General features: G+C 65.7%; 25 protein-coding genes. 22 read left to right on the top strand and 3 right to left on the bottom strand.

Features of this window, described 5'->3' with window-relative positions:
* The first annotated feature begins 45 nt into the window (after positions 1 to 45).
* The 8 genes from HMPREF2990_RS06045 (at position 46) to HMPREF2990_RS06010 (ending at position 5843) form a co-directional block, all read left to right on the top strand.
* Positions 46 to 363 carry a WXG100 family type VII secretion target gene (locus tag HMPREF2990_RS06045; protein WP_070763227.1) on the top strand — a complete coding sequence of 106 codons (318 nt, stop codon included), beginning with the start codon at positions 46 to 48 and terminating at the stop codon, positions 361 to 363.
* Between the two features lie 37 nt (positions 364 to 400).
* Entirely contained in the window at positions 401 to 685 is a 285-nt protein-coding gene (locus tag HMPREF2990_RS06040; protein ID WP_038588490.1) for a WXG100 family type VII secretion target, read from the top strand.
* 377 nt (positions 686 to 1062) lie between these two features.
* Positions 1063 to 1506 (top strand): 50S ribosomal protein L13, encoded by a 444-nt coding sequence (gene rplM / locus HMPREF2990_RS06035; protein ID WP_038588493.1) that lies wholly within the window; start codon positions 1063 to 1065, stop codon positions 1504 to 1506.
* Positions 1506 to 2054 (top strand): 30S ribosomal protein S9, encoded by a 549-nt coding sequence (rpsI, locus tag HMPREF2990_RS06030; protein WP_070763225.1) that lies wholly within the window; start codon positions 1506 to 1508, stop codon positions 2052 to 2054. Before rplM ends, rpsI begins: the two co-directional genes overlap by 1 nt.
* Positions 2055 to 2180: 126 nt before the next feature.
* Positions 2181 to 3524: a phosphoglucosamine mutase gene (glmM, locus tag HMPREF2990_RS06025; RefSeq protein ID WP_070763223.1), complete on the top strand. Its 1344-nt coding sequence runs from the start codon at positions 2181 to 2183 to the stop codon at positions 3522 to 3524.
* A 167-nt stretch (positions 3525 to 3691) separates the two neighbouring features.
* A complete protein-coding gene (locus HMPREF2990_RS06020) occupies positions 3692 to 4012 on the top strand; it encodes a hypothetical protein (RefSeq protein ID WP_070763221.1) in 321 nt (106 codons plus the stop codon).
* Positions 4009 to 5562, top strand: coding sequence for a hypothetical protein (locus HMPREF2990_RS13115; protein ID WP_210399965.1), 1554 nt, complete (start codon positions 4009 to 4011; stop codon positions 5560 to 5562). Before HMPREF2990_RS06020 ends, HMPREF2990_RS13115 begins: the two co-directional genes overlap by 4 nt.
* Positions 5562 to 5843: a hypothetical protein gene (locus tag HMPREF2990_RS06010; RefSeq protein ID WP_141757819.1), complete on the top strand. Its 282-nt coding sequence runs from the start codon at positions 5562 to 5564 to the stop codon at positions 5841 to 5843. The genes HMPREF2990_RS13115 and HMPREF2990_RS06010 overlap by 1 nt, the downstream gene beginning before the upstream one ends.
* 122 nt (positions 5844 to 5965) lie before the next feature.
* Here the strand turns inward: HMPREF2990_RS06010 and HMPREF2990_RS06005 are convergent, their stop codons facing one another.
* Positions 5966 to 6820 (bottom strand): poly(ethylene terephthalate) hydrolase family protein, encoded by an 855-nt coding sequence (locus tag HMPREF2990_RS06005; protein WP_070763217.1) that lies wholly within the window; start codon positions 6818 to 6820, stop codon positions 5966 to 5968.
* Positions 6821 to 6903: 83 nt separating this feature from the next.
* Here HMPREF2990_RS06005 and HMPREF2990_RS06000 point away from each other — a divergent pair, with 83 nt between their 5' ends.
* The 10 genes from HMPREF2990_RS06000 to groL all read left to right on the top strand — a co-directional run bounded on the left by HMPREF2990_RS06000 (position 6904) and on the right by groL (position 14699).
* Positions 6904 to 7563, top strand: coding sequence for a hypothetical protein (locus tag HMPREF2990_RS06000; protein WP_070763215.1), 660 nt, complete (start codon positions 6904 to 6906; stop codon positions 7561 to 7563).
* Positions 7564 to 7588: 25 nt separating this feature from the next.
* The gene (alr, locus tag HMPREF2990_RS05995; protein WP_070763442.1) at positions 7589 to 8686 is read left to right on the top strand and encodes an alanine racemase; all 1098 of its coding nucleotides are present in this window, start codon (positions 7589 to 7591) and stop codon (positions 8684 to 8686) included.
* Positions 8687 to 8721: 35 nt separating this feature from the next.
* Positions 8722 to 9219 (top strand): tRNA (adenosine(37)-N6)-threonylcarbamoyltransferase complex ATPase subunit type 1 TsaE, encoded by a 498-nt coding sequence (gene tsaE / locus HMPREF2990_RS05990; protein WP_070763213.1) that lies wholly within the window; start codon positions 8722 to 8724, stop codon positions 9217 to 9219.
* Between the two features lie 10 nt (positions 9220 to 9229).
* Positions 9230 to 9736: a hypothetical protein gene (locus tag HMPREF2990_RS05985; RefSeq protein WP_070763211.1), complete on the top strand. Its 507-nt coding sequence runs from the start codon at positions 9230 to 9232 to the stop codon at positions 9734 to 9736.
* On the top strand, positions 9736 to 10434 hold the full coding sequence (gene tsaB / locus HMPREF2990_RS05980; RefSeq protein WP_070763209.1) for a tRNA (adenosine(37)-N6)-threonylcarbamoyltransferase complex dimerization subunit type 1 TsaB: 699 nt from the start codon (positions 9736 to 9738) through the stop codon (positions 10432 to 10434). The genes HMPREF2990_RS05985 and tsaB overlap by 1 nt, the downstream gene beginning before the upstream one ends.
* Positions 10435 to 10436: 2 nt before the next feature.
* Positions 10437 to 10919, top strand: coding sequence for a ribosomal protein S18-alanine N-acetyltransferase (rimI, locus tag HMPREF2990_RS05975; RefSeq protein WP_070763207.1), 483 nt, complete (start codon positions 10437 to 10439; stop codon positions 10917 to 10919).
* A 9-nt stretch (positions 10920 to 10928) separates the two neighbouring features.
* Entirely contained in the window at positions 10929 to 11981 is a 1053-nt protein-coding gene (tsaD, locus tag HMPREF2990_RS05970) for a tRNA (adenosine(37)-N6)-threonylcarbamoyltransferase complex transferase subunit TsaD (protein ID WP_070763205.1), read from the top strand.
* Between the two features lie 111 nt (positions 11982 to 12092).
* Positions 12093 to 12575 (top strand): hypothetical protein, encoded by a 483-nt coding sequence (locus tag HMPREF2990_RS05965; RefSeq protein WP_246817462.1) that lies wholly within the window; start codon positions 12093 to 12095, stop codon positions 12573 to 12575.
* Between the two features lie 185 nt (positions 12576 to 12760).
* Positions 12761 to 13060: a co-chaperone GroES gene (gene groES / locus HMPREF2990_RS05960; protein ID WP_038588532.1), complete on the top strand. Its 300-nt coding sequence runs from the start codon at positions 12761 to 12763 to the stop codon at positions 13058 to 13060.
* A 22-nt stretch (positions 13061 to 13082) separates the two neighbouring features.
* Positions 13083 to 14699, top strand: a complete 1617-nt coding sequence (gene groL, locus HMPREF2990_RS05955) for a chaperonin GroEL (protein ID WP_070763203.1) — start codon at positions 13083 to 13085, stop codon at positions 14697 to 14699.
* A gap of 71 nt (positions 14700 to 14770) precedes the next feature.
* Here the strand turns inward: groL and HMPREF2990_RS05950 are convergent, their stop codons facing one another.
* Positions 14771 to 15088: a WhiB family transcriptional regulator gene (locus HMPREF2990_RS05950; RefSeq protein WP_070763201.1), complete on the bottom strand. Its 318-nt coding sequence runs from the start codon at positions 15086 to 15088 to the stop codon at positions 14771 to 14773.
* Between the two features lie 360 nt (positions 15089 to 15448).
* Here HMPREF2990_RS05950 and HMPREF2990_RS05945 point away from each other — a divergent pair, with 360 nt between their 5' ends.
* Positions 15449 to 16036: a sigma-70 family RNA polymerase sigma factor gene (locus HMPREF2990_RS05945; protein ID WP_070763199.1), complete on the top strand. Its 588-nt coding sequence runs from the start codon at positions 15449 to 15451 to the stop codon at positions 16034 to 16036.
* On the top strand, positions 16020 to 16991 hold the full coding sequence (locus HMPREF2990_RS05940) for a hypothetical protein (protein WP_070763197.1): 972 nt from the start codon (positions 16020 to 16022) through the stop codon (positions 16989 to 16991). Before HMPREF2990_RS05945 ends, HMPREF2990_RS05940 begins: the two co-directional genes overlap by 17 nt.
* A gap of 99 nt (positions 16992 to 17090) precedes the next feature.
* Here the strand turns inward: HMPREF2990_RS05940 and HMPREF2990_RS05935 are convergent, their stop codons facing one another.
* Positions 17091 to 17471 carry a DUF5319 domain-containing protein gene (locus HMPREF2990_RS05935; protein WP_095066744.1) on the bottom strand — a complete coding sequence of 127 codons (381 nt, stop codon included), beginning with the start codon at positions 17469 to 17471 and terminating at the stop codon, positions 17091 to 17093.
* Positions 17472 to 17588: 117 nt separating this feature from the next.
* Here HMPREF2990_RS05935 and guaB point away from each other — a divergent pair, with 117 nt between their 5' ends.
* Both guaB and HMPREF2990_RS05925 read left to right on the top strand, forming a co-directional pair.
* Positions 17589 to 19112, top strand: a complete 1524-nt coding sequence (gene guaB / locus HMPREF2990_RS05930) for an IMP dehydrogenase (protein WP_070763195.1) — start codon at positions 17589 to 17591, stop codon at positions 19110 to 19112.
* Positions 19113 to 19130: 18 nt separating this feature from the next.
* On the top strand, positions 19131 to 20276 hold the full coding sequence (locus tag HMPREF2990_RS05925) for a GuaB3 family IMP dehydrogenase-related protein (RefSeq protein ID WP_038588547.1): 1146 nt from the start codon (positions 19131 to 19133) through the stop codon (positions 20274 to 20276).
* Positions 20277 to 20298 lie beyond the last annotated feature (22 nt).

Genomic DNA, 20298 nt, shown 5'->3' with positions numbered 1-20298 from the left:
CTGTTTACAACCACACACATTCCACGCTTTCTATGAGGGGGAACCATGAGCAATTTTCAGACCGAAGCCGATGTGATGCGCTCCACGGCGGACCACGCCGACAACGTGAACGCCGACGTCAACCGTGAGATCGATCGCATCCAGGGGGTCGCCGAGTCTGTCCGTACCTTCTGGCAGGGCAGCGCTCAGCGCAGCTTCGATGGCTTGATGGCACGTTATGACGACGCTCAGCGTCGTCTAACGGAGGCACTGACTGACATCTCGCACAACATCCGCGACAACGCCAAGCACTACGAGCACGCCGACGTCTCTACGACCGAGAGCCTGGACAGCCTCTCCGGCTCCGCTGGCCTGGCCCTGTAACCCAAGAACACACACGCACCGAAAGGACACTGCTGACATGCACATCAAGTACGACTTCGGCCAGATCGGCAACACTGCGCAAGACATCCGCAGCTCCGCGGCCAACATCAACGGCCAGCTCAACGAGCTCAAGGAGGTCATCCGTCCGATGACCCAGACCTGGGAGGGCGAGGCGGCCACCAGCTACATGGCACACCAGGCCAAGTGGGACCAGGCGGCAGCCGACCTCAACGAGATCCTCAACCAGATCGCCAACACGGTGGAGGACGGCAACAACACCATGCACGCAGTCAACAACGCCGCGGCGAACAGCTGGGGCTAGCGCCTTCACTGCTCGCCGGGCTGGACAAGTAGAGAGGAGGTGAGGCCTACACTCGCGCTGCTGCGGGGGAAGAGCGCGGGTACACACTACTGCGATTGATCGTTTGTAAACATAGCTTCGGCGCCGCCGCTGGGATTGGGGGATCCCGCGGCGGCGTCGGGCTGTCCGCAGGTAGGTATTGCCGGGACAGCGCGGCGTCGAGAAGCAAAAGCCCTTTTTGGAGCTTGCGCGGACATCGCGTAAGCTTATGCCCCTGTGTGTCCTGCCAACTTCGAAGTTGGCACCACGTCCATCGGGTCTCCACCGGCCGCCGTTGGGAGTGTGGGCGCAGCAAGCTCTGGCCGGCAGCCATCTAGACAGACTTTAAGGAGTCATGCATGTCTACTTACCACCCGAAGAGCGGTGACATTACCCGTAAGTGGTACGTCATCGACGCAACCGACGTGGTGCTGGGCAAGCTTGCTTCCACCGCAGCTGACATCCTGCGTGGCAAGCACAAGCCGCAGTTCGCACCGAACGTTGACACCGGCGATCACGTCATCGTGATCAACGCCGACAAGATCCACATCTCCTCCAACAAGCGCGATCGCGAGATGCGTTACCGCCACTCCGGCTACCCGGGTGGTCTGAAGTCCATGACCCTGGGCCGCGCACTGGACGAGCGTCCGGACCGCGTGATCGAGGAGGCTGTGAAGGGCATGATGCCGCACAACAAGCTTTCCCGTCAGTCCATCAAGAAGCTGCACGTCTTCGTCGGCGATGAGCACCCGTACGCTGCTCAGAAGCCGGAAACCTACGAGTTTAAGCAGGTGGCACAGTAATGACCGAGCCGAACACCAACGCAGAGAACAACGTTGCAGACGCTGGCGACATCGACGCCGCCACCGCCGCAACCGAGGAGTTCAACTACACCATCGGCGATGCAGTCGCACCCGAGGTTGACGAGTCCGAGGAGGCCGTCGCCGAGCCGGTGAACCTGCACGAGGGCCCGATCCAGACCGTGGGTCGCCGTAAGCGCGCGATCGCTCGTGTGACCGTCACCGAGGGCGACGGCCCCATCACCGTCAACGGCCGCGAGTTCGAGGACTACTTCCCGAACAAGCTGCACCAGCAGGACATCCTGTCCCCGCTGACGCTGCTCGAGCGCGAGGGCCAGTTCACCATCAAGGCCACCCTCAACGGTGGCGGCCCGACCGGCCAGGCTGGTGCACTGCGTCTGGCTATCGCCCGCGCACTCAACGTGTACAACCCGGCTGAGCGCCCGACCCTGAAGAAGGCTGGCCTGCTCACCCGTGACGCACGTGCCGTCGAGCGCAAGAAGGCAGGTCTGCACAAGGCCCGTCGCGCACCGCAGTACTCCAAGCGTTAATCGCTTCCACTGCCAGGTGCTACGCCGCCGCCCCGCTTACCGGGTCGGCGGCGTTTTGCCGTTCCTGGGCTGCCTGGGCAGGCCCCGTGCCTGACCAGTGTCGGCCAGTACTGCATAATTGTGCCTATGACTCGAATGTTTGGAACTGACGGCGTCCGCGGGCTGGCAAACGAGAAGCTCACGGCGTCTTTGGCAATGAAGCTCGGCGCGGCGGCCGCGACCGTGCTCACCCGCGACCGACGCTCCACCAAGCGCCGCCCAACTGCGTTGATCGGGCGCGACCCGCGCGTCTCCGGCGAGATGCTGGCCGCGGCAATGGCGGCGGGCATGGCCTCGAAGGGCGTCGACGTGCTGCGCGTCGGCGTCATCCCCACCCCGGGCCTGGCATTTCTTACCGACGACTACGGCGCCGACATCGGCGTCATGATCTCAGCCTCCCACAACCCGATGCCGGACAACGGCATCAAGTTCTTCTCCGCCGGCGGCAAGAAGCTCCCCGATGCCGTGGAGGACGAGATCGAGCAGACCATGGCTACTCTCGACGAGACCGGCCCGACCGGCACCGGCATCGGCCGCGTCATCGAAGAGGCCCCCGATGCGCAGGAGCGCTACCTGGCGCACCTGGCCGAGGCGATGACCACGGACCTGACCGGGATCAAGGTCGTGGTGGACTGCGCTAATGGCGCAGCCTCCGAGGTCGCGCCGAAGGCCTACGCAGCCGCGGGCGCCGAGGTGGTTGCCATTTACAACACGCCGAACGCCTTCAACATCAACGACGGCTCCGGCTCCACGCACATGGACCAGATCCAGGCCGCCGTCGTTGAGCACGGCGCTGACATCGGGCTCGCCCACGACGGCGATGCGGACCGCTGCCTCGCCGTCGACGCGCAGGGCAACATTGTCGACGGCGACCAGATCATGGCGATCCTGGCCACCGGTATGAAGGAGCGCAACTCGCTAACCGACAACACGCTGGTCGCCACCGTGATGAGCAACCTGGGCCTGAAGCTCGCCATGGAGCGCGAGGGCATCCACGTCGAGGAGACCGCGGTGGGTGACCGCTACGTGCTCGAGGCGCTCAACCGCGGCGACTTCTCGCTCGGCGGCGAGCAGTCCGGCCACATCGTCGTGCCCTCGCACGCCACGACTGGCGACGGCACGCTGTCCGGCCTGCTGCTCATGGCCCGCATGGCGGAAACCGGCAAGACGATCGCCGAGCTCGCCGCTGTCATGCAGGTCCTGCCACAGCAGCTGATCAACGTACCGGTCTCCGATAAGTCCGCGATCATGAGCGACCCGGAGGTCATCGCGGCGAAGGAAGCCGCCGAGGCTGAGCTGGGCGACACCGGCCGCGTCCTTCTGCGCCCGTCCGGCACCGAGGAGCTGTTCCGCGTGATGGTGGAGGCCTCCGACGAGAAGCACGCCCGCGAGGTCGCCGGTCGCCTCGCGGCGGTCGTCGCCGCAGTGTAGTCTGCGGGCATAAGGACCTCGTCCCCGTAAAGCGTTTATGGGGGGTGTAAGAAAAATTTTTCGGGGACGAGGGAACCGCAGGGGGTCTGGCTGCGTCTAATAAGGGCCAGGAAAAATTTTAGATAGAGCCCACAATGGTGGGCCGGGGGAATATCGGGGGTGGAACTATGAGCGCATCGCAACGTGGCGTTGATGTCGACGTCGACGCAGTACGCGCACGCTACACACGCGCTATCGGTGCCTATCGCGCTGCCAGGGACGAACTCGCGGCGAACCCGGCGCAGGTCGCGCCGGACAGTTTCGGGCAAGGCTTTACGCACCAGGGCGCGCGGATCGCGGCGGCGCTGTCGCGCATGGACGAAACGACTGCTGCCTACCTGTCCGCGCGGGCGCGGAACTGGGAACAGATCGTGCGGCTGAGCGGTGACGTCGCGCATGCCGATACAGGTAACGCCGCCAGCTTTGCTTTCGGGGAGGCGCAGCTGTGAGTGCCGTTGAAGCAGAAGTACAGCGCGTCATGTCGTTGATCTGCGCGGCTCCCGCCTCGCCGGGGAAGCAGGCGGTGGCGCAGGGGATAGCCGACGATCTCCTGCAACAGATCGATCGGCTGCGCGGTCAGAACTTGAGTGGGTTCGCCTCCACGGGCGCGCAGCTGCAAGGTCGTTTCCAGCTCAGCGGGAGCGGCTCGGTATACACGGGCCTGGATCGCTCGAAAACCAGGGCTGACGGCCCGATCGCGGACTTCATCTTCGGCGAGCCCGGGGCCAACCCGGGTGCCGAGGAGCGCTGGTTCGAAGAGCTGGGTATCACACAGCGCGAGGCCGAAGACGCCAACCGCGAGGCCGAGCACTTCAACCACGTCGATGAGGTCGGCTGCCAGATCCAGGCGTGCTGCACAACCATCGAGGAGGTCTGCACCACCGGCGACATCGCTATGCAGGAAATCCTCTCACCGGCGTGCCGGATGCTGGAGATGATTGTGAAGTTTGGGTTCCCGCAGCTGACCGACCAGGTCATCGACGTGGCAATCAGCGCACTCACCCAGGCGAACGCCACGGCGAAGGACCGCAACTGCGTCATCGAGGACTGCCTCGAGGCCATCGCGAAGTGCGTGGAAGACGTCGCCGTGCAGCAGCCCGAGCCGCCGGTGGAGTACGACGGCAGCTGCGAGTGCGAGGGTGGCGGTACAGCAGCGACCGAGCCGGCGCAGACGCCCGCACCGAACCCAGCGCCGCAGCCAGTGCCTGAGCCTGCGCCGGAGCCGCCGCCCAAGCCCGCTGCGCCTGTTGATCCGCCAGCACCGCCTCCTGCGCCTCCGGCACCGGAGCCGAAGCCAGCGCCGGAGCCGCGGGTGACGGAGTGCCCACGGCTGGAAACGCGCTGCGTCGACACCGCAAGTGTTGGCACCGCGGCCGCTTCCGCCGTTGCGGGGTTGGTCGGACAGCCCGCGCCGGTCAATGTTGAGCTCAACTTCAACTTCGACATCGACGGCGCAATCAACGCAGGTCTTGAAACCGTTGACTGCGAGACAGTAGAGCAGTTCCAGCCTCCGGCACCGCAGACTGAGACCGCCGCGTGGGTGGGCACGCTGGTGCAAACCGGTGCGGCGGCAGTACTCGAGGGGCTGGACTGCTTCGCCACCTCGCTGGAAGCGGTCGTGGAGTGCCCAGGGGTTGAGTGCTGCACGCACGATGTGCCTGAATGTCCTGAACCGGAACCAGAGCCTGAGCCTGAGCCAGCACCTGAGCCCGAGCCGGAGTGCCCGGAGCCGGAGCCTGAACCGGAGCCCGAGCCTGTTCCCAAGGATGGTGTGATCCCTCCGCCGCCTGAACTTTCACAGGTAGAGGAACCGGCTCCGCCGCCGAAGAAGCTGGAACACATCGAGAGCCCAGCGACTGAGGTGGCCCAGGTGCCGCCGGATCCGGCACCGGCCGATGCAACCGAAGACACCAAGCAGACCGAACACACTGACAACGACACACCGGCAGCTGCGGACTCTGCGGAGCCGTGGGCCATGAAGAAGACAGGGGAATGGTGATGGATTTCGCAGAGTTTGCCGAGCAGTACCGGCGACGTACAGAGAAGCGCATGCTGGATTTCGAAGCGATGCTTCGTGACAACCAACGCAAAATGGCCCAGACCGCGAAGTACCACGCGATGGCGCAGGCGAACCCGGACAAGCCGCCGTTGGTCGTGCCGCGCGGCGAGTACAGCTACCCGCTACGGAACTCGAAGCTGCTGCAGCCTCCGGAAGACGGCAAGAAGCCGATCCGTGCGGTGCTGCGAAGGGAACCACCGAACGGGAGGCGTCCACGGTAGAGGCGTGAAAGATTCGACGAGGGGTTTCTCGCGAGCTGGGGTTATACAAAAACGGCCCAGAAAAATGTTGAATCTTTCACGGGCTCACGAGAAACCCGCGCGAAAACCGAAACCCTAAAACCCTAAAACAGCGAGAACCCGCTGTCGTCGCGGCTCAGCCCGGCGGCCTCCGCCAAGTCGTCGCCCACCAGCGACTCGACGCCGCTGCCCGCAGCCTCGGGGTCGGAGTAGGCGGCGTACTTCTTCTCGCCAGCGAGCTGGTGCAGTAAGAAGCCGGTGACCAGGCCACGCGCGGTTTCCTGCACGTCGCGGTTGGACTTGCCCAGGCCGAGGACGCGCTTGAGCAGGCCGTCCTCGGAGAACTCCTGCTGGTCGCCCTTCTTAATGGTGCGGTAGCAGGCCTCACCGGCCCAGTTGTAGGCCAGCTTCGCCGGGTTGCCCGGGTTGAACAGGGCATCCGCGTCCGCGCCCGGACCAATGATCAGGCCGGGGACAAACAGGGAGCGCGCCGCCTGCGTAGATGAGGGGGCGACGTTGGCGGGGTAAATGGAGGCCACGGCGCGGACCTTCTCGTTGTCCACTGCGGCAAGGACGGCAGCGCCGCCGCCCATTCCGTGGCCCACGATGCCGAGTTTGAGCGGCGAGACGGTGATGTTGCCGTTGCCCAGGCGTACGCCCGCGCAGATCTGCAGTGCGGTTTCTAAGTCGGCGGCGAATCCGGCGTGGTCCGGGCGCAGCCCCGTCTCCGTGTTCGGTGCTGCGGCGACGATGCCCCAGCTGGCCAGGTGGCGCAGGAAGCGGTGGTAATCGTCGACGTTCTTCGTCCAGTCGTGGCCGAAGGCGACTGCGGGCAGGTCGCGCCCCTCGGCGGGGGTGTAGACCTTGCCGGGCAGCCCGGTGTAGCCCAGGTCGCCTTCGAGGACGCGGTGCGGGCCGCGCTTGGACAGTTCGGAGAAATTCTTCAGCTTCGCAGACACGCAGACAATGCTACTCGAGCACGCTTGGGCGCGTGGGCAACGCGTAGGTTAGTGTGGGCCGGAAAATGATTGGAGGATCGCTGATGCTTGGTGCGCTTTCGCTAGCGTTTGTGGATTCGGTGAATCTGTTGCTCATCGGCGTGATCGTGGCGGTGGGGATCCTCATCCCGCGTCATCAGCCAAGATACGCCGCTACCGTGGCGCTGCTGATCGCGGGTGATTGGCTTGGGGTGGCCAGCTTGGCGCTGCTTATGCTCGCGATTTTCGACGGCCTCGGGCCCGTCGTCCAAAGCTTCGTCGAAGGCCCCGTCTTTGGCATCCTCCTGCTGGTCACGGGCCTGCTCACCGGGCTGCTGGCGCTCAAGGGTGGGGACAACTCCAAACTCATCGCCGCAGTGCTGCGCCCGCTGCGCAAGCCGAACGCGCTGACAGTACTCACCGGTTTCATCCTGGGTCTGGTGCAGTCGGCCACCTCCATTCCTTTCTACGGCGGGCTCGCCCTGCTGTCGGCCGCGGGCATCGACCCGGCACTGCGCTACACCTCCCTGATCCTGTACGCCACGGTGGCGCTGTCCCTGCCGACCGTTTCGGCGCTGCTCGTGGGTTGGGTGCGCGCGAAGCCGGACAGCGCGGCAGGCCGCGGGTTCGCGTGGGCGCGCAACAATCCGCGTCCGGTCACCCTGTTTGCTACCTGGGCCGTTGCTGCCATGCTGATCCTTCTGGGTGTGCTCCACCTGATCTAGGCGCGCGATGGTGCACAATATGGCCATGCACCCTCTGGTTACTCGGATTGATCTGGACGCGATTGCGCACAACACCCGCTGCATCAAAGCACACGTCGGCGACCGGCAGCTGATGTGCGTGATCAAAGCGGATGCGTACAACCACGGCGTCGACGCCTGCGTGCCCGTGATGGAGGCCAACGGCGCCGATGCCTTCGGCGTGGCGACCTTCGCCGAAGCTCGCGAGGTGGCCCGCCACACCACTAAGCCGGTGCTCGCCTGGCTGTGGGCACCAGGGGAGGAGATCCCCGCCGGTATCGAGGTCGGTGCCCCAAGCATCGCGCATGTGCGCTCGCTTATCGACGCCGCGTCAACCCTCCCCACCCCAATTCCGGTCCACCTCGTCGTGGACACCGGGATGAACCGCTCCGGCATCGACGAGGAAGCCTGGGACGAGGCCTTTGCGCTCGCAGCAGAGGCGGAAGCCGCAGGCACGCTGTGGGTAAAGGGAATAATGAGCCATCTCGCCTGCGCAGATACACCGGAACACCCTTTTACCCAGGAGCAGCTCGATGCCTTCGAGCGCGCCATCCAGGCCGCGCATCGCGCGGGCCTGCGCCCGGAGGTCACCCACATCGCCAATTCGCCCGGGGTGTGGACGCGAAAGGACGCGCACCTGGATCAGGTGCGCCCCGGGGTGAGCCTGTACGGCAGCGAGCCGGTCGCGGGCCAGGACCACGGGCTGCGCCCCGCGATGAGCTGGGTGGCGCGCGTGGTGGCGGTCAAGCCGATTTCGCGCGGCGAGTCCGTGAGCTACGGACTCACCTGGCAGGCCCCGGAGGATGGCTACACCGCGCTCATCCCGGCCGGGTACGCAGACGGGATTAGCCGCGCCTGGCAGGGCCGCTTCGGGGTGACTATCGGCGGGCAGTGGTACCCGCAGGTCGGCCGGGTGTGCATGGACCAGATCGTCGTGTGGCTGGGCACCGCGGAAGCGCCGGTGCGCGCCGGCGACGAGGCGATCCTGTTCGGCCCCGGCGGCATGCACGTCGACGAGCTCGCCGCTGCTACCGGCACGATCAGCTACGAGGTGCTGTGCGCGCCCAAGGGCAGGACGGTGCGGGAGTATGTTGGGCGGGGGTAAACGGGGCGTCGAGAAGCGAACAGCGAGGAGGACACGTGCGAAGAGTGTGTGAGACTGCGGCCGAGACGAAGGCCCTGGGCCGCGAGCTTGGCGAATCGTTGCGCGCGGGCGACGTGGTGATCCTGGACGGGCCGCTGGGTGCGGGCAAGACGACGCTGACGCAGGGCATCGCCGAGGGGCTCGGGGTGAAGGGGCGGGTGACCAGCCCGACCTTCGTGATCGCGCGCGAGCACGCCTCGCGGACCGGCGGCCCGGGGCTGATCCACGTGGACGCCTACCGGCTGCTTGGCGAGGGCTCCAGCGGCGACCCGCTCGGCGAGCTCGACGCGCTGGACTTGGACACGGAGCTTGACCACGCGGTGGTGGTCGCCGAGTGGGGCGGGGGACTGATCGAACAGCTCAGCTCCGCGTATCTTCTTGTATCGCTGGATCGCGAAACGCTGGTGCGCGAGAACCCGGAGTCGGAAGGTCGCATCATCACCTGGCAGTGGCAGGGCACACCGAAAACTGGCGATAAGGCAACGGGGATGTAGGCTTTAGCCCATGCTAAAGCTCTCCAACACCAGTCGTGGATGGGTAGCGCTTGCCTGCGCTCTGTGGGTCGTGCTGCTCGTCGCCATGATTTTCATTCCTCTGTCCAACAAGAACGCGCAGGCCGCAGGCGTCACGCCGACGAACTCCCTGACGCGCTCCGTCTCCCAGCTCAACCCGCAGGGCGACGCCTTGGCTGCGCAGATGATCGACGCCTCGCGGGTGTACGACGCGGAGAAGTACGTCGGATTCACCACCCTGTGCCCGGCCGAGCCGCAGGAGCTGCGCGACAGCAAGCTGGAGGCCTTCCACGCCACCGCTGACGAGCTCGAGCTGGACGAGAACACCGGCTACATGGTGCTTCTGCCTGCCGACGAGAACGCCAAGGCCGACTTTGACAAGGTCGACCTGCGCAACATCGATATCTGCCAGCAGCCCGCAATGGCGGCATACCCGCTGCAGAGCCCGCTGATCGTGGCGAAGCAGAACGGCCAGTGGGTCCTGGGGCTGACGCAGTAATGCGGGTGCTCGCCCTCGACACGGCCACTACCGAGCTTGTCGCGGGCCTGGCCAACGTCTCCGCCACCGTATCCGGTGGCGTCGACGAGCCAAACGCCGTCGACGTTATCGCCGAGAAGGTCGTCTCCACCCGCGCCCACAACGAGCTGCTTATTCCGACCATTCAGGAACTGCTCGAGGGCGCGGGCCTTGCCTTTTCGGACCTCGAGGCGATCGTGGTCGGCTGCGGCCCCGGCCCGTTTACCGGCCTGCGCGTCGGTATGTCCACAGCATCCGCGCTGGGCCAGGCGCTGGGGATCCCGGTCTACGGCGTGGTCACCCACGACGCGGTGGCCCACGGCGTGGACGCACAGTCTGCGCTAATCGTCACCGACGCCCGCCGGCGCGAGGTGTACTGGGCGCGTTACGAGAGCGGCCAGCGCGTCGCCGGACCCGAGGTTGTCAAACCCGCGGAGCTGGACTGCCCGCCCGTGGCCGTGTGCTCGGTCCCGGAGCAGCTCGCCCCGCAGTTGGGCGTCGACGCGGGCGAGGTGACCTACCTTCCGCCACACACGGCTGGTCTGGTCGCCGCCGCAGACTTTTCGGTGCCGCCTGCCCCGCTCGTGCCGCACTACCTGCGCCGTCCCGACGCGGTGCCGCCGAAGCAGAAGCCGCGCTCGCCCGCCCTGCCGGACGTTGACGTAAAGAAGCTGGGCTAGCCGTGGAATTTCGCGAGCTTGGCCCTGCACACGCCCCGCGCATCGCGGAGCTAGAGGCGCTCCTGTTTCAAGGCGACCAGCCGTGGACGGAATCGATGGTGCGCGCGGAGCTTTCCCAGCGATACACCTTCTACGTTGGTGCCTTTGAAGACGGTACTGAGACGCTCGTCGGCTACGCGGGTGTGGCCATGCTGGGGCCGAAAGAGGATCCGGAGTTTGAGATCCACACCATCGGCGTGGACCCTGCCTACAAGCGCCGCGGCGTGGGCCGCGCGCTGATGGACCAGCTCGTCCACACCGCGGACCTGCTCGACGGGCCCATGTTTCTAGAGGTGCGCACCGATAACGTGCCCGCGCTGCGCATGTACGAGGACTACGGTTTTGTCACCACCGGCGTGCGCAAGAACTACTACCAGGCCTCCGGCGCGGACGCGTACGCGATGATGCGCCCGCGCAAGAGCGCTAGCAACGAGACAGAAAGGTAAGTGCCACCCATGATCGTGCTCGGGATTGAATCCTCCTGCGATGAGACAGGCGTGGGCATCATTCGCCTGCATGAGGACGGGACGATGGAGGTCCTCGCGGATGCGGTCGCGTCCTCGATGGAGCAGCACGCCCGCTTCGGCGGCGTGGTGCCGGAGATCGCCTCGCGCGCGCACCTTGAGGCCATGCCGCAGGTGATGGAGGCCGCGCTCAAGGAAGTCGGCGTGGAGAAGCCGGACGCGGTAGCCGCCACCGTGGGCCCGGGTCTGGCAGGTGCGCTGCTGGTCGGTGCCTCGGCGGCGAAGGCGTATGCGGCGGCGTGGGGCGTGCCTTTCTACGGGGTCAACCACCTCGGTGGCCACGTCGCGGTGGCGAACCTGGAGGGCGAGTCCGCGCTGCCGCACTCGGTGGCGCTTCTGGTCTCCGGCGGGCACACGCAGCTGCTCGAGGTCGAGGCGGTCGGCCGCCCGATGCGCGAGCTGGGTTCGACGCTTGACGACGCCGCGGGGGAGGCCTACGACAAAGTCGCCCGTCTCCTCGGCCTCGGTTACCCCGGCGGCCCGGTGGTGGACAAGCTGGCACAAGCCGGCGACCCGGACGCGATTACGTTCCCGCGCGGGCTGTCCAAGGCCCAAGACTTGCGCGGCGAGCACCGCTACGATTTCTCCTTCTCCGGGCTCAAGACCGCGGTGGCCCGCTATGTGGAGGCCGCAGAGCGCGAGTCCCGCGTGGTGAGCTTGGAGGATGTCTGCGCGTCCTTCCAGGAGGCGGTGTGCGACGTGCTCACCGCGAAGGCCGTGATGGCCTGCGAGGATACCGGTGCGTCGACGCTGCTGCTCGGCGGCGGGGTGGCGGCGAACTCCCGGCTGCGCGCACTTGCGGCCGAGCGTTGCGAGGCCCGCGGGATCGAGCTGCGCGTGCCGCGCTTCGGGCTGTGTACGGATAACGGCGTGATGATCGCGGCGGTGGCCGGCCAGCTTATCTATGAGGGGGCGGAGCCTTCGCCGCTGTCGGTGGCGACGGATACCTCGCTTGAGGTGGAAACGCCGCTCGTCGGGGCCTAGCTCTAGGCCCGTGACGTGCGGGAAAATTTCATGCACTGCGAGCGTGGGTGGAAGCGGCTATGTTCACTAGCGAGTAGGCCCTTTTGATACAACACGGAGGTTGCAGCGGCCATGAGTGAGCTTTCCCACACCCCGGAGTACACGACGAACGCGGAGCAGGCGGACCGGGAGCGCTTCGGCTTCCTGGTGAACCCGGATCTGACGTACCGCCGCATCGTGTTTGATGAGGACACGGCGCGGAACTTCCTCGGCGGCTTTGAGGACGACTTTGTGGACGTAGCGTTTGAGCAGGAGGGCAACCGCTTCCATGCCCTGTTCAACCCGGATGCCCGCGCCCAGGGCGCGGAGCCGAACCCGGTGGCCTCGCTGGCGCGCAATACGGCGGATACGAACAACCCGGCGTTCCTTACAGATCCCACTCGCGCGATCTGCGGGCCGGTGATCTTTACCAACCGCGAGGGCAAGAGCGTGGAGGAGCGCACCATCGCGTCGGTGGACCAGGCGATCCGCGCCGTGGAGAACTACCGTGAGGACAACCCGGAGGAGTACGAGCTCTGGCGCAACGCCGTGCTCAATGCGACGCACACCCAGTAGTCTGGCGTTGCCGGGGGAGTGATGTTGTGGCTTAGCACTCACGTGGGTAGAGTGCTAAACAGGTTGTGTAGAGCACAGTTGTTCACCCGCGACGACGGCTGCGCATCGAGACAATCGTTACAACTGCAAATCCTAAATAAGGATTGCAACGCAACATCTACGAAAGGTCACCAAGGTAAACGATTATGGCAAACGTCAATATCAAGCCGCTGGAAGACAAGGTCCTCGTGCAGATCGCTGAGGCTGAGACCACCACCGCCTCTGGCCTGGTTATCCCGGACTCCGCTGCAGAGAAGCCGCAGGAAGCCGTCGTCATCGCTGTTGGCCCGGGCCGCCTGGACGACAACGGCAACCGCGTCGCCCCGGACGTGAAGGAGGGCGACACCGTCGTGTTCTCCAAGTACGGCGGCACCGAGCTGAAGTACAACGGCGAGGAGTACCTCCTGCTGTCGGCTCGCGACCTGCTCGCTGTCGTCGAAAAGTAAGCGAAGGGGGCTGAAGCCACCAATGGCAAAACTTATTGCATTTGACCAGGAGGCCCGCGAGGGCATCCAGCGCGGCGTGGACATCCTCGCCGACGCAGTGAAGGTCACCCTCGGCCCGCGTGGCCGCAACGTGGTCCTCTCCAAGTCCTGGGGCGGGCCGACCGTGACCAACGACGGCGTGACCATCGCCCGCGACATCGATCTGGAAGATCCTTTTGAGAACCTCGGTGCGCAGCTGGTCAAGTCCGTCGCTGTGAAGACGAACGACATCGCCGGTGACGGCACCACCACCGCGACCCTACTTGCGCAGGCACTCGTGGCGGAGGGGCTGCGCAACGTCGCTGCGGGCGCGAACCCGATCGAGCTGAACAAGGGCATTTCCGCAGCTGCGGAAAAGGTCGTTGAGGAGCTGCGCGAGCGCGCCACCCCGGTGTCTGCTTCCGCGGAGATCGCAAACGTGGCTACCGTCTCCTCCCGCGACCCGGAGGTCGGCGAGATGGTCGCCGGCGCGATGGACAAGGTGGGCAAGGACGGTGTGCTCACCGTCGAGGAGTCCCAGTCCATCGAGTCCTACGTGGACCTGACCGAGGGCATTTCCTTTGACAAGGGCTTCCTGTCGCCCTACTTCATGACGGATCCGGACGCCGGCCAGGCTGTGCTGGATGACGCGCGCGTGCTACTGGTGCGCAACAAGATCTCCTCCCTGCCGGACTTCCTGCCGCTGCTGGAGCAGATCGCCGAGTCCTCGGTGCCGCTGCTGATCATCGCAGAAGACGTCGAGGGCGAGCCGCTGCAGACGCTCGTGGTCAACACGATGCGCAAGTCGCTCAAGGTCGTCGCCGTCAAGGCTCCGTACTTCGGCGAGCGCCGCAAGGCCTTCATGGACGACCTTGCCGTGGTCACCCAGGCCACCGTGATCGACCCGGAGGTGGGCGTCAACCTCAAGGACGCCACCCTGGAGCACCTCGGCCGCGCACGCCGCGTCACCGTGACGAAGGACGACACCGTGCTTGTCGACGGGGCGGGGACGCTCGAGGCCATCGAGGATCGCCGCGAGCAGATCCGCCGCGAGATCGAGACGACCGACTCCACCTGGGACCGCGAGAAGGCGGAAGAGCGCTTGGCCAAGCTGTCCGGTGGTGTGGCCGTCATCCGCGTCGGTGCCGCGACCGAGACTGAGGTCAACGAGCGCAAGCTGCGCGTCGAGGACGCCATCAACGCCGCACGCGCTGCCGTGCAGGAGGGCGTGATCGCCGGTGGCGGTTCCGCGCTCGTGCAGATTGCCAAGGAGCTCGAGGCGTACGCCGAGGAGTTCACCGGCGAGCAGAAGACCGGCGTGCTGGCCGTTGCCCGTGCGCTGCGCAAGCCCGCTTTCTGGATCGCCGACAACGCGGGCCTGGATGGCTCCGTGGTCGTGTCCAAGATCGGCGAGTTGAGCAACGATGAGGGCTTCAACGCCGCGACCCTGGAGTACGGCAACCTTGTCGAGCAGGGCATTATCGACCCGGTGAAGGTGACCCACTCTGCTGTGGTCAACGCCGCGTCGGTTGCCCGCATGGTGCTCACCACGGAGGCTTCCGTGGTGACCAAGCCGGCAGAAGAAGGAGAAGCTGCGAGCCACGCAGGCCACGCGCACTAATTCTTCTTCGCGCACGAAGCGCTGCCGGAACCCCTTGTTGTCAAGAGGGTTCCGGCAGCGCTTTTTGGTTTTTACTTCGCGGAAGCGGCGGCCGGGACCTTCACGGCACCGCCGTGGCCGCTGCGCAGGATGGCCTGGCGCTCGGATTCGCTCATGCCGCCCCAAATCCCGTAGGGCTCCGCAACGCGCAGGGCGTGCTCGCGGCACTGCTCAAGCACGGGGCAGTTGTAGCAGATGGCCTTCGCGCGGTTCTCGCGCTGGGTGCGGGCGCGGCCGCGCTCCCCGTCGGGGTGGTAGAAGACCTCGGATGCTTCGCCGCGGCACGCGCCGTGCAGCTGCCAGTCCCAGAAGTCAGCGTTCGGACCGGGGAGATATTGCGGCAGGGACATGGTGGTAGAGACTCCTTGTAGAAACTATTGACATGTGCATGCTTGTGCCGGCGAGCGGTGCCGGTGCCGAATCCGAAGTGTTCTCCCCGTGGGTAAACGATAGGTGTCCTGTGGGTGACTGCTGTCTGTCTTTGCCAGCGAGCTCGTGTTTAGGGCCCGTGTGAGCTGGGAAAATGCCGAAGGTAAACCGAGAATGAACTTTAAGGGAACCTTGGAAATGTTACGGAAAACACTTCCTTTTGGGCAGGTGTCTTGTCGCCCGTGCAGTGGACTGCGGTTAGACTCCCTATGATTGCCGCGAAGGCGCGAGCGCTGCTGCGGCGTTTAATGTAGGAAGCTGCGAGGGAGGAAGGGAGACGGATGGCCACGCCGGAAGTCAATGACGAGTTAGCCCGGCTCGTCCCCCTCGCCGTCGACGGTGACGAGCGGGCGCTGCAGCAGGTAGTCCGCCTGATCCACCCACTCGTGCTGCGTTATACCCGCGCCCGCATCGGCGGCGGACGCATGCCTACCGCCGAGGACGTGGCCCAGGACGTGTGCCTGGCAGTGGCGACCTCAATTGACCGCTACCGGGATCAGGGCAAGCCGTTTATGGCGTTTGTCTACGGGATCGCGTTTAACAAAGTTGCCGATGCGCACCGGGCGCTATCGCGGGATAAACTTACGCCCACTGAAGAGGTACCTGAGACCGAGTCGCACGGGGAAACTCCAGAGGAATTTGCCCTGGTCACGGATGGTAGTAACAGAGTGCGTGAGTTGCTCGATGTACTCAGTGATAAGGCCCGTGACATCATCATCCTGAGAGTCTTCATGGGCCTTTCCGCAGAGGAAACGGCGCAAATTGTGGGCAGTACCGCGGGAGCGGTGCGTGTCGCCCAGTTCCGTGCGCTTGCGACGCTGCGCAAACATTTGGAGGAAGGGGAGTTGCACGATGACTCGGCGCAGTGACGGACATGGCTACGGAGACGACTACGGGCACGGCGAGGCGGACAACGTGACGGAAGAGTTCGCCGCCGTGGCGAACGAGGACGCGTTCCTTGACGCGCTCGCAGCTGGCGTCGACCCTTCCGACGGGAACGACCCCCTCGCGGCGATGCTGCTTGAGCTGAAGGCGGACATCGACCGGCCGATGCCCGCACCACCGCGAGTGGAGGCGGCACGAGAAGCGGCAGGGGACACCGAAGAAGCAGAAGACACCACCGTGGTGCCGCTGCGCCGTAAGCTGTTTGGCCGCCGCAGTGCAGGCGCGCGCCGCGGCCGTACCCAGCCGAGCCCCTGGGTTGCCGGGCTCGTCGGGGCTGCCGCAGCGACCGCCGTGGTCACCGGCAGCGGTGCGGCGCTCTACAACGCCACGCCCGGCTCCCCGCTGTGGGGCCCGGCGACCGCGGTCTTCGGCGACCGCACCGCGGCGGTGGAGCTTGCCTCCACACTCGACGAGCTGCAGGCCGCGAACGACTCCGGTGACCGCGACGCGGCCAGCGCACTGTTCGACCAGGCGCGCAAGCTGCTCGCCTCGATGGAGCCGCGGGCGAACCAGAGCCGCGAGGGGCGCGACGCGGAAGCGCCTGAGCCAATCGTGCGCACCAAGGTTAGCACCGTGACTGTCACCCCGCCGCCGCCCGAGCCGCAGGTGGTTACGGAAACGGTGCAGCCGAGCCAGCCCGCAGAGCAGAGTCCGCAGCCGAGCCAGGCGCAGCCGCCCGCGCAGCAGCCGAGCGAGTCGCGGGAAGCGCCGGTACGCCCGAACCCGCTCGAGAGCCCCTCGGCACCTACGTCCGCCCAAGAAAGCGGGGCAGAGGAGACTGGCAACGAAGGGCACACGCCCCAGGAGACGGTCGTGCCTGGGTCTACCGAGCACACCGCACCGGGTGGCGGCACGCTGGGCGAGGCGCAGAACTACTAGCGGCGTGAAGTAACACAACAGCCCCGCACACTTTTGGGGAAAGTGTGCGGGGCTGTGGTGCGTGGGTGCGCCGTCAGCGCGGCGTCGATAAGCGGGCCCTTAGCGCGCCTCGAGGCCGTCGAGGAAGCCGAGGGCGTAATCCCAGGACACGTAGGCATCGTAAGCAATCTCGGCGCTCGGCTCATGCACGGCCGGGAGCTGGTTGCGCAGGGTAGCCAGCATGTTCTGCTCCATGATGTCCCAGTCGTAGTAGTGCCACTGGTCGCAGTCCTCGCACATGAAGTAAATGCCGCGAATGCCGCGCGGGCGCAGGCGACGCTGGCAGTCGCGCACGTACTGCAGGTCGCGCAGCACGTCGGTGCGCTCCTGCGGGGAGAGCGGTTCCGGCAGTGCGTCATCCTCAATAAACGACGCCGGATCATTCGGATCGTCCGCGAAGGGATCCTTGGGCATCATGTCATCAAAGTTCACGCCACCCACACTATGTGCTTTTTCAGTCCCTGCCAATTCCCCCGCCTAGGTACAAGTCGGGGTGAGGATATATCATGGCTGAAAGTAAAAAGGTGCGACCCGCGCGGGAGAGGAGAAGCAGCAATTATGGCAAATGAACGCATTCTGACAGGTGGGGATGATCCGAACAAGGTCGCGCTGCGTGGCCTGACTTTCGACGACGTGCTGCTGCTGCCCGCAGAGTCCCACATCGTGCCGGCTGAGGTCTCCACGACCTCGAAGTTCAGCCGCAACATCACCCTGGGCATGCCGATCGCGTCTGCCGCGATGGACACGGTGACCGAGTCCCGCATGGCGATCGCGATGGCGCGCCAGGGCGGCATCGGTGTGCTGCACCGCAACCTGAGCGCCCAGGACCAGGCGGAGAACGTGGACGTGGTAAAGCGCTCCGAGTCCGGGATGGTGACCAACCCGGTGACCGCGACGCCTGACATGACCGTCAACGACGTGGACGCGCTGTGCGCCCGCTTCCGCATTTCTGGTCTGCCGGTCGTGGACGATGCAGGCCGTCTGGTCGGCATCATCACCAACCGCGACATGCGTTTCGAGCGCGACTACGAGCGCAAGGTCGCCGAGATTATGACCGCCATGCCGCTGGTTGTCGCCGAGGAGGGCGTGACCAAGGAAGAGGCGCTCGAGCTGTTGTCCGCCAACAAGGTGGAGAAGCTGCCGATCGTGTCTAAGGACGGCAAACTGGTCGGCCTGATTACCGTCAAGGACTTTGTGAAGACGGAGCAGTACCCCAACGCCTCGAAGGACGCGAACGGCCGCCTGCTCGTTGCTGCGGGCATCGGTACCGGCGAGGACTCGTACGACCGCGCGGGCCTGCTGGCCGAGGCGGGCGTGGACGCGCTCGTGGTTGACTCCGCGCACGCACACAACAACCGCGTGCTTGAGATGGTCGCGCGCGTACAGAAGGACTTTGGCGATCGCCTCGACGTCATCGGCGGCAACCTGGCTACCCGCTCGGCCGCCCAGGCCATGATCGACGCTGGCGCGGACGCGATCAAGGTGGGCATCGGCCCGGGCTCGATCTGCACCACCCGCGTGGTCGCCGGCGTTGGTGCGCCGCAGATCACCTCGATCCTGGAGGCCTCCGTGCCCGCGCACAAGGCCGGGGTCCCGATTATTGCCGACGGCGGCATGCAGTTCTCCGGCGACGTCGCCAAGGCGCTTGCCGCTGGTGCATCCACCGTCATGCTGGGCTCCATGCTCGCCGGCACCACCGAGGCGCCGGGTGAGATCGTCGTGGTTGGCGGCAAGCAGTACAAGCGCTACCGCGGCATGGGCTCGATGGGCGCGATGCAGGGCCGCGGCCTGTCCGGTGAGAAGCGCTCCTTCTCCAAGGACCGCTACTTCCAGGCAGACGTGACTAGCGAGGATAAGCTGGTGCCGGAGGGCATCGAGGGCCGCGTGCCCTTCCGTGGCGACCTGGACTCGATTACCCACCAGATCGTCGGCGGCCTGCGCGCGGCGATGGGCTACACCGGTTCTTCCTCCATCGAGGAGCTGCAGACGAAGCAGTTCGTGCAGATCACCACCGCTGGTCTGCGCGAGTCCCACCCGCACGACATCACCCAGACCGTCGAGGCACCGAACTACCGCCACTAGGAGTGAGCTGCAACAACCATGCACGAATATGTCGAAATAGGTAAAGGTCGCGAGGCCCGCGCCGCCTACGATCTGCACGATCTTTCGCTCGTTCCGGCGCGCCGCACGCGTTCTTCCAAGGTGGTGGATACCACCTGGCACATTGACGCCTACAGCTTCGACGTGCCGCTGGTCTCGCACCCCACCGACGCGCTGGCCAGCCCCGAGTTTGTCATTGAGATGGGCAAGCAGGGCGGCCTTGGCGTGCTGAACGCCGAGGGGCTGTTGGGCCGTCATGCCTCTTTCTCGGACGCGATCAAGCGGGTCATCGGCGCGGCAAGCATTGAGTGGGATGACCTGGAATCGCTGCTGAAGTCCCAGTCCAGCGGGACCGCCATCCTGCAGGAGCTGCACCAGGCGCCGCTGGACATGGATCTGTTTGCTGAGCACATGGCGCGCGTGCGCGACTCGGGCGCGACCGTCGCGGTGCGCGTGAGCCCGCAGAACGCGCGCGAGCTGGCACCGCAGTTGGTCAAAGCGGGCGCGGAGCTCCTGTTCATCCAGGGCACGATCATCTCCGCCGAGCACGTGCAGCAGGGCGGCGAGCCGCTGAACCTTAAGGAGTTCATCGGCACGCTGGATGTGCCGGTGATCGCCGGTGGCGTGTTTGATTACAGCACCGCGATGCACCTGATGCGCTCCGGCGCGGCCGGCGTGATTGTCGGCTCCGGGCAGTCGAACCAGAGCATGTCGCTGGACGTGCCGCTGGCCACCGCGATTGCCGACGTCGCCGCGGCCCGCCGCGACTACCTGGACGAGACCGGCGGGCGCTACGTGCACGTCATCGCTAATGCGCCGGTGGACACCTCCGGGCTGATCGCGGTTGCGCTCGGCGTGGGCGCTGACGCGGTCATGCTGGGCGAGCCCCTTGCACGTGCCAGCGAGGCCTCGGGAGAGGGCGTGTACTGGGAGTCCGCGATCGCGCACCCGCGTTTCCCGCGCGGCGAGATGCGCCAGGTGGTGCCCGCCGAGCAACGCGAGTCGCTGCAAACGGTGCTGCACGGGCCTTCGCACGATCCGTACGGGACGATGAACCTGGTTGGCGGTCTGCGCCGGATCATGGCGAAGTGCGGATACGAGGACGCCAAATCTTTCCAAAAGGTAAGCTTGACTGTCCGAAAATAAAAAGATCCTGTTAGTTCCTGCT

The organism is Corynebacterium sp. HMSC071B10 (assembly GCF_001814825.1).
Classification (GTDB): Bacteria; Actinomycetota; Actinomycetes; order Mycobacteriales; family Mycobacteriaceae; genus Corynebacterium.
This window is presented reverse-complemented; position numbering and strand designations above follow the sequence as displayed.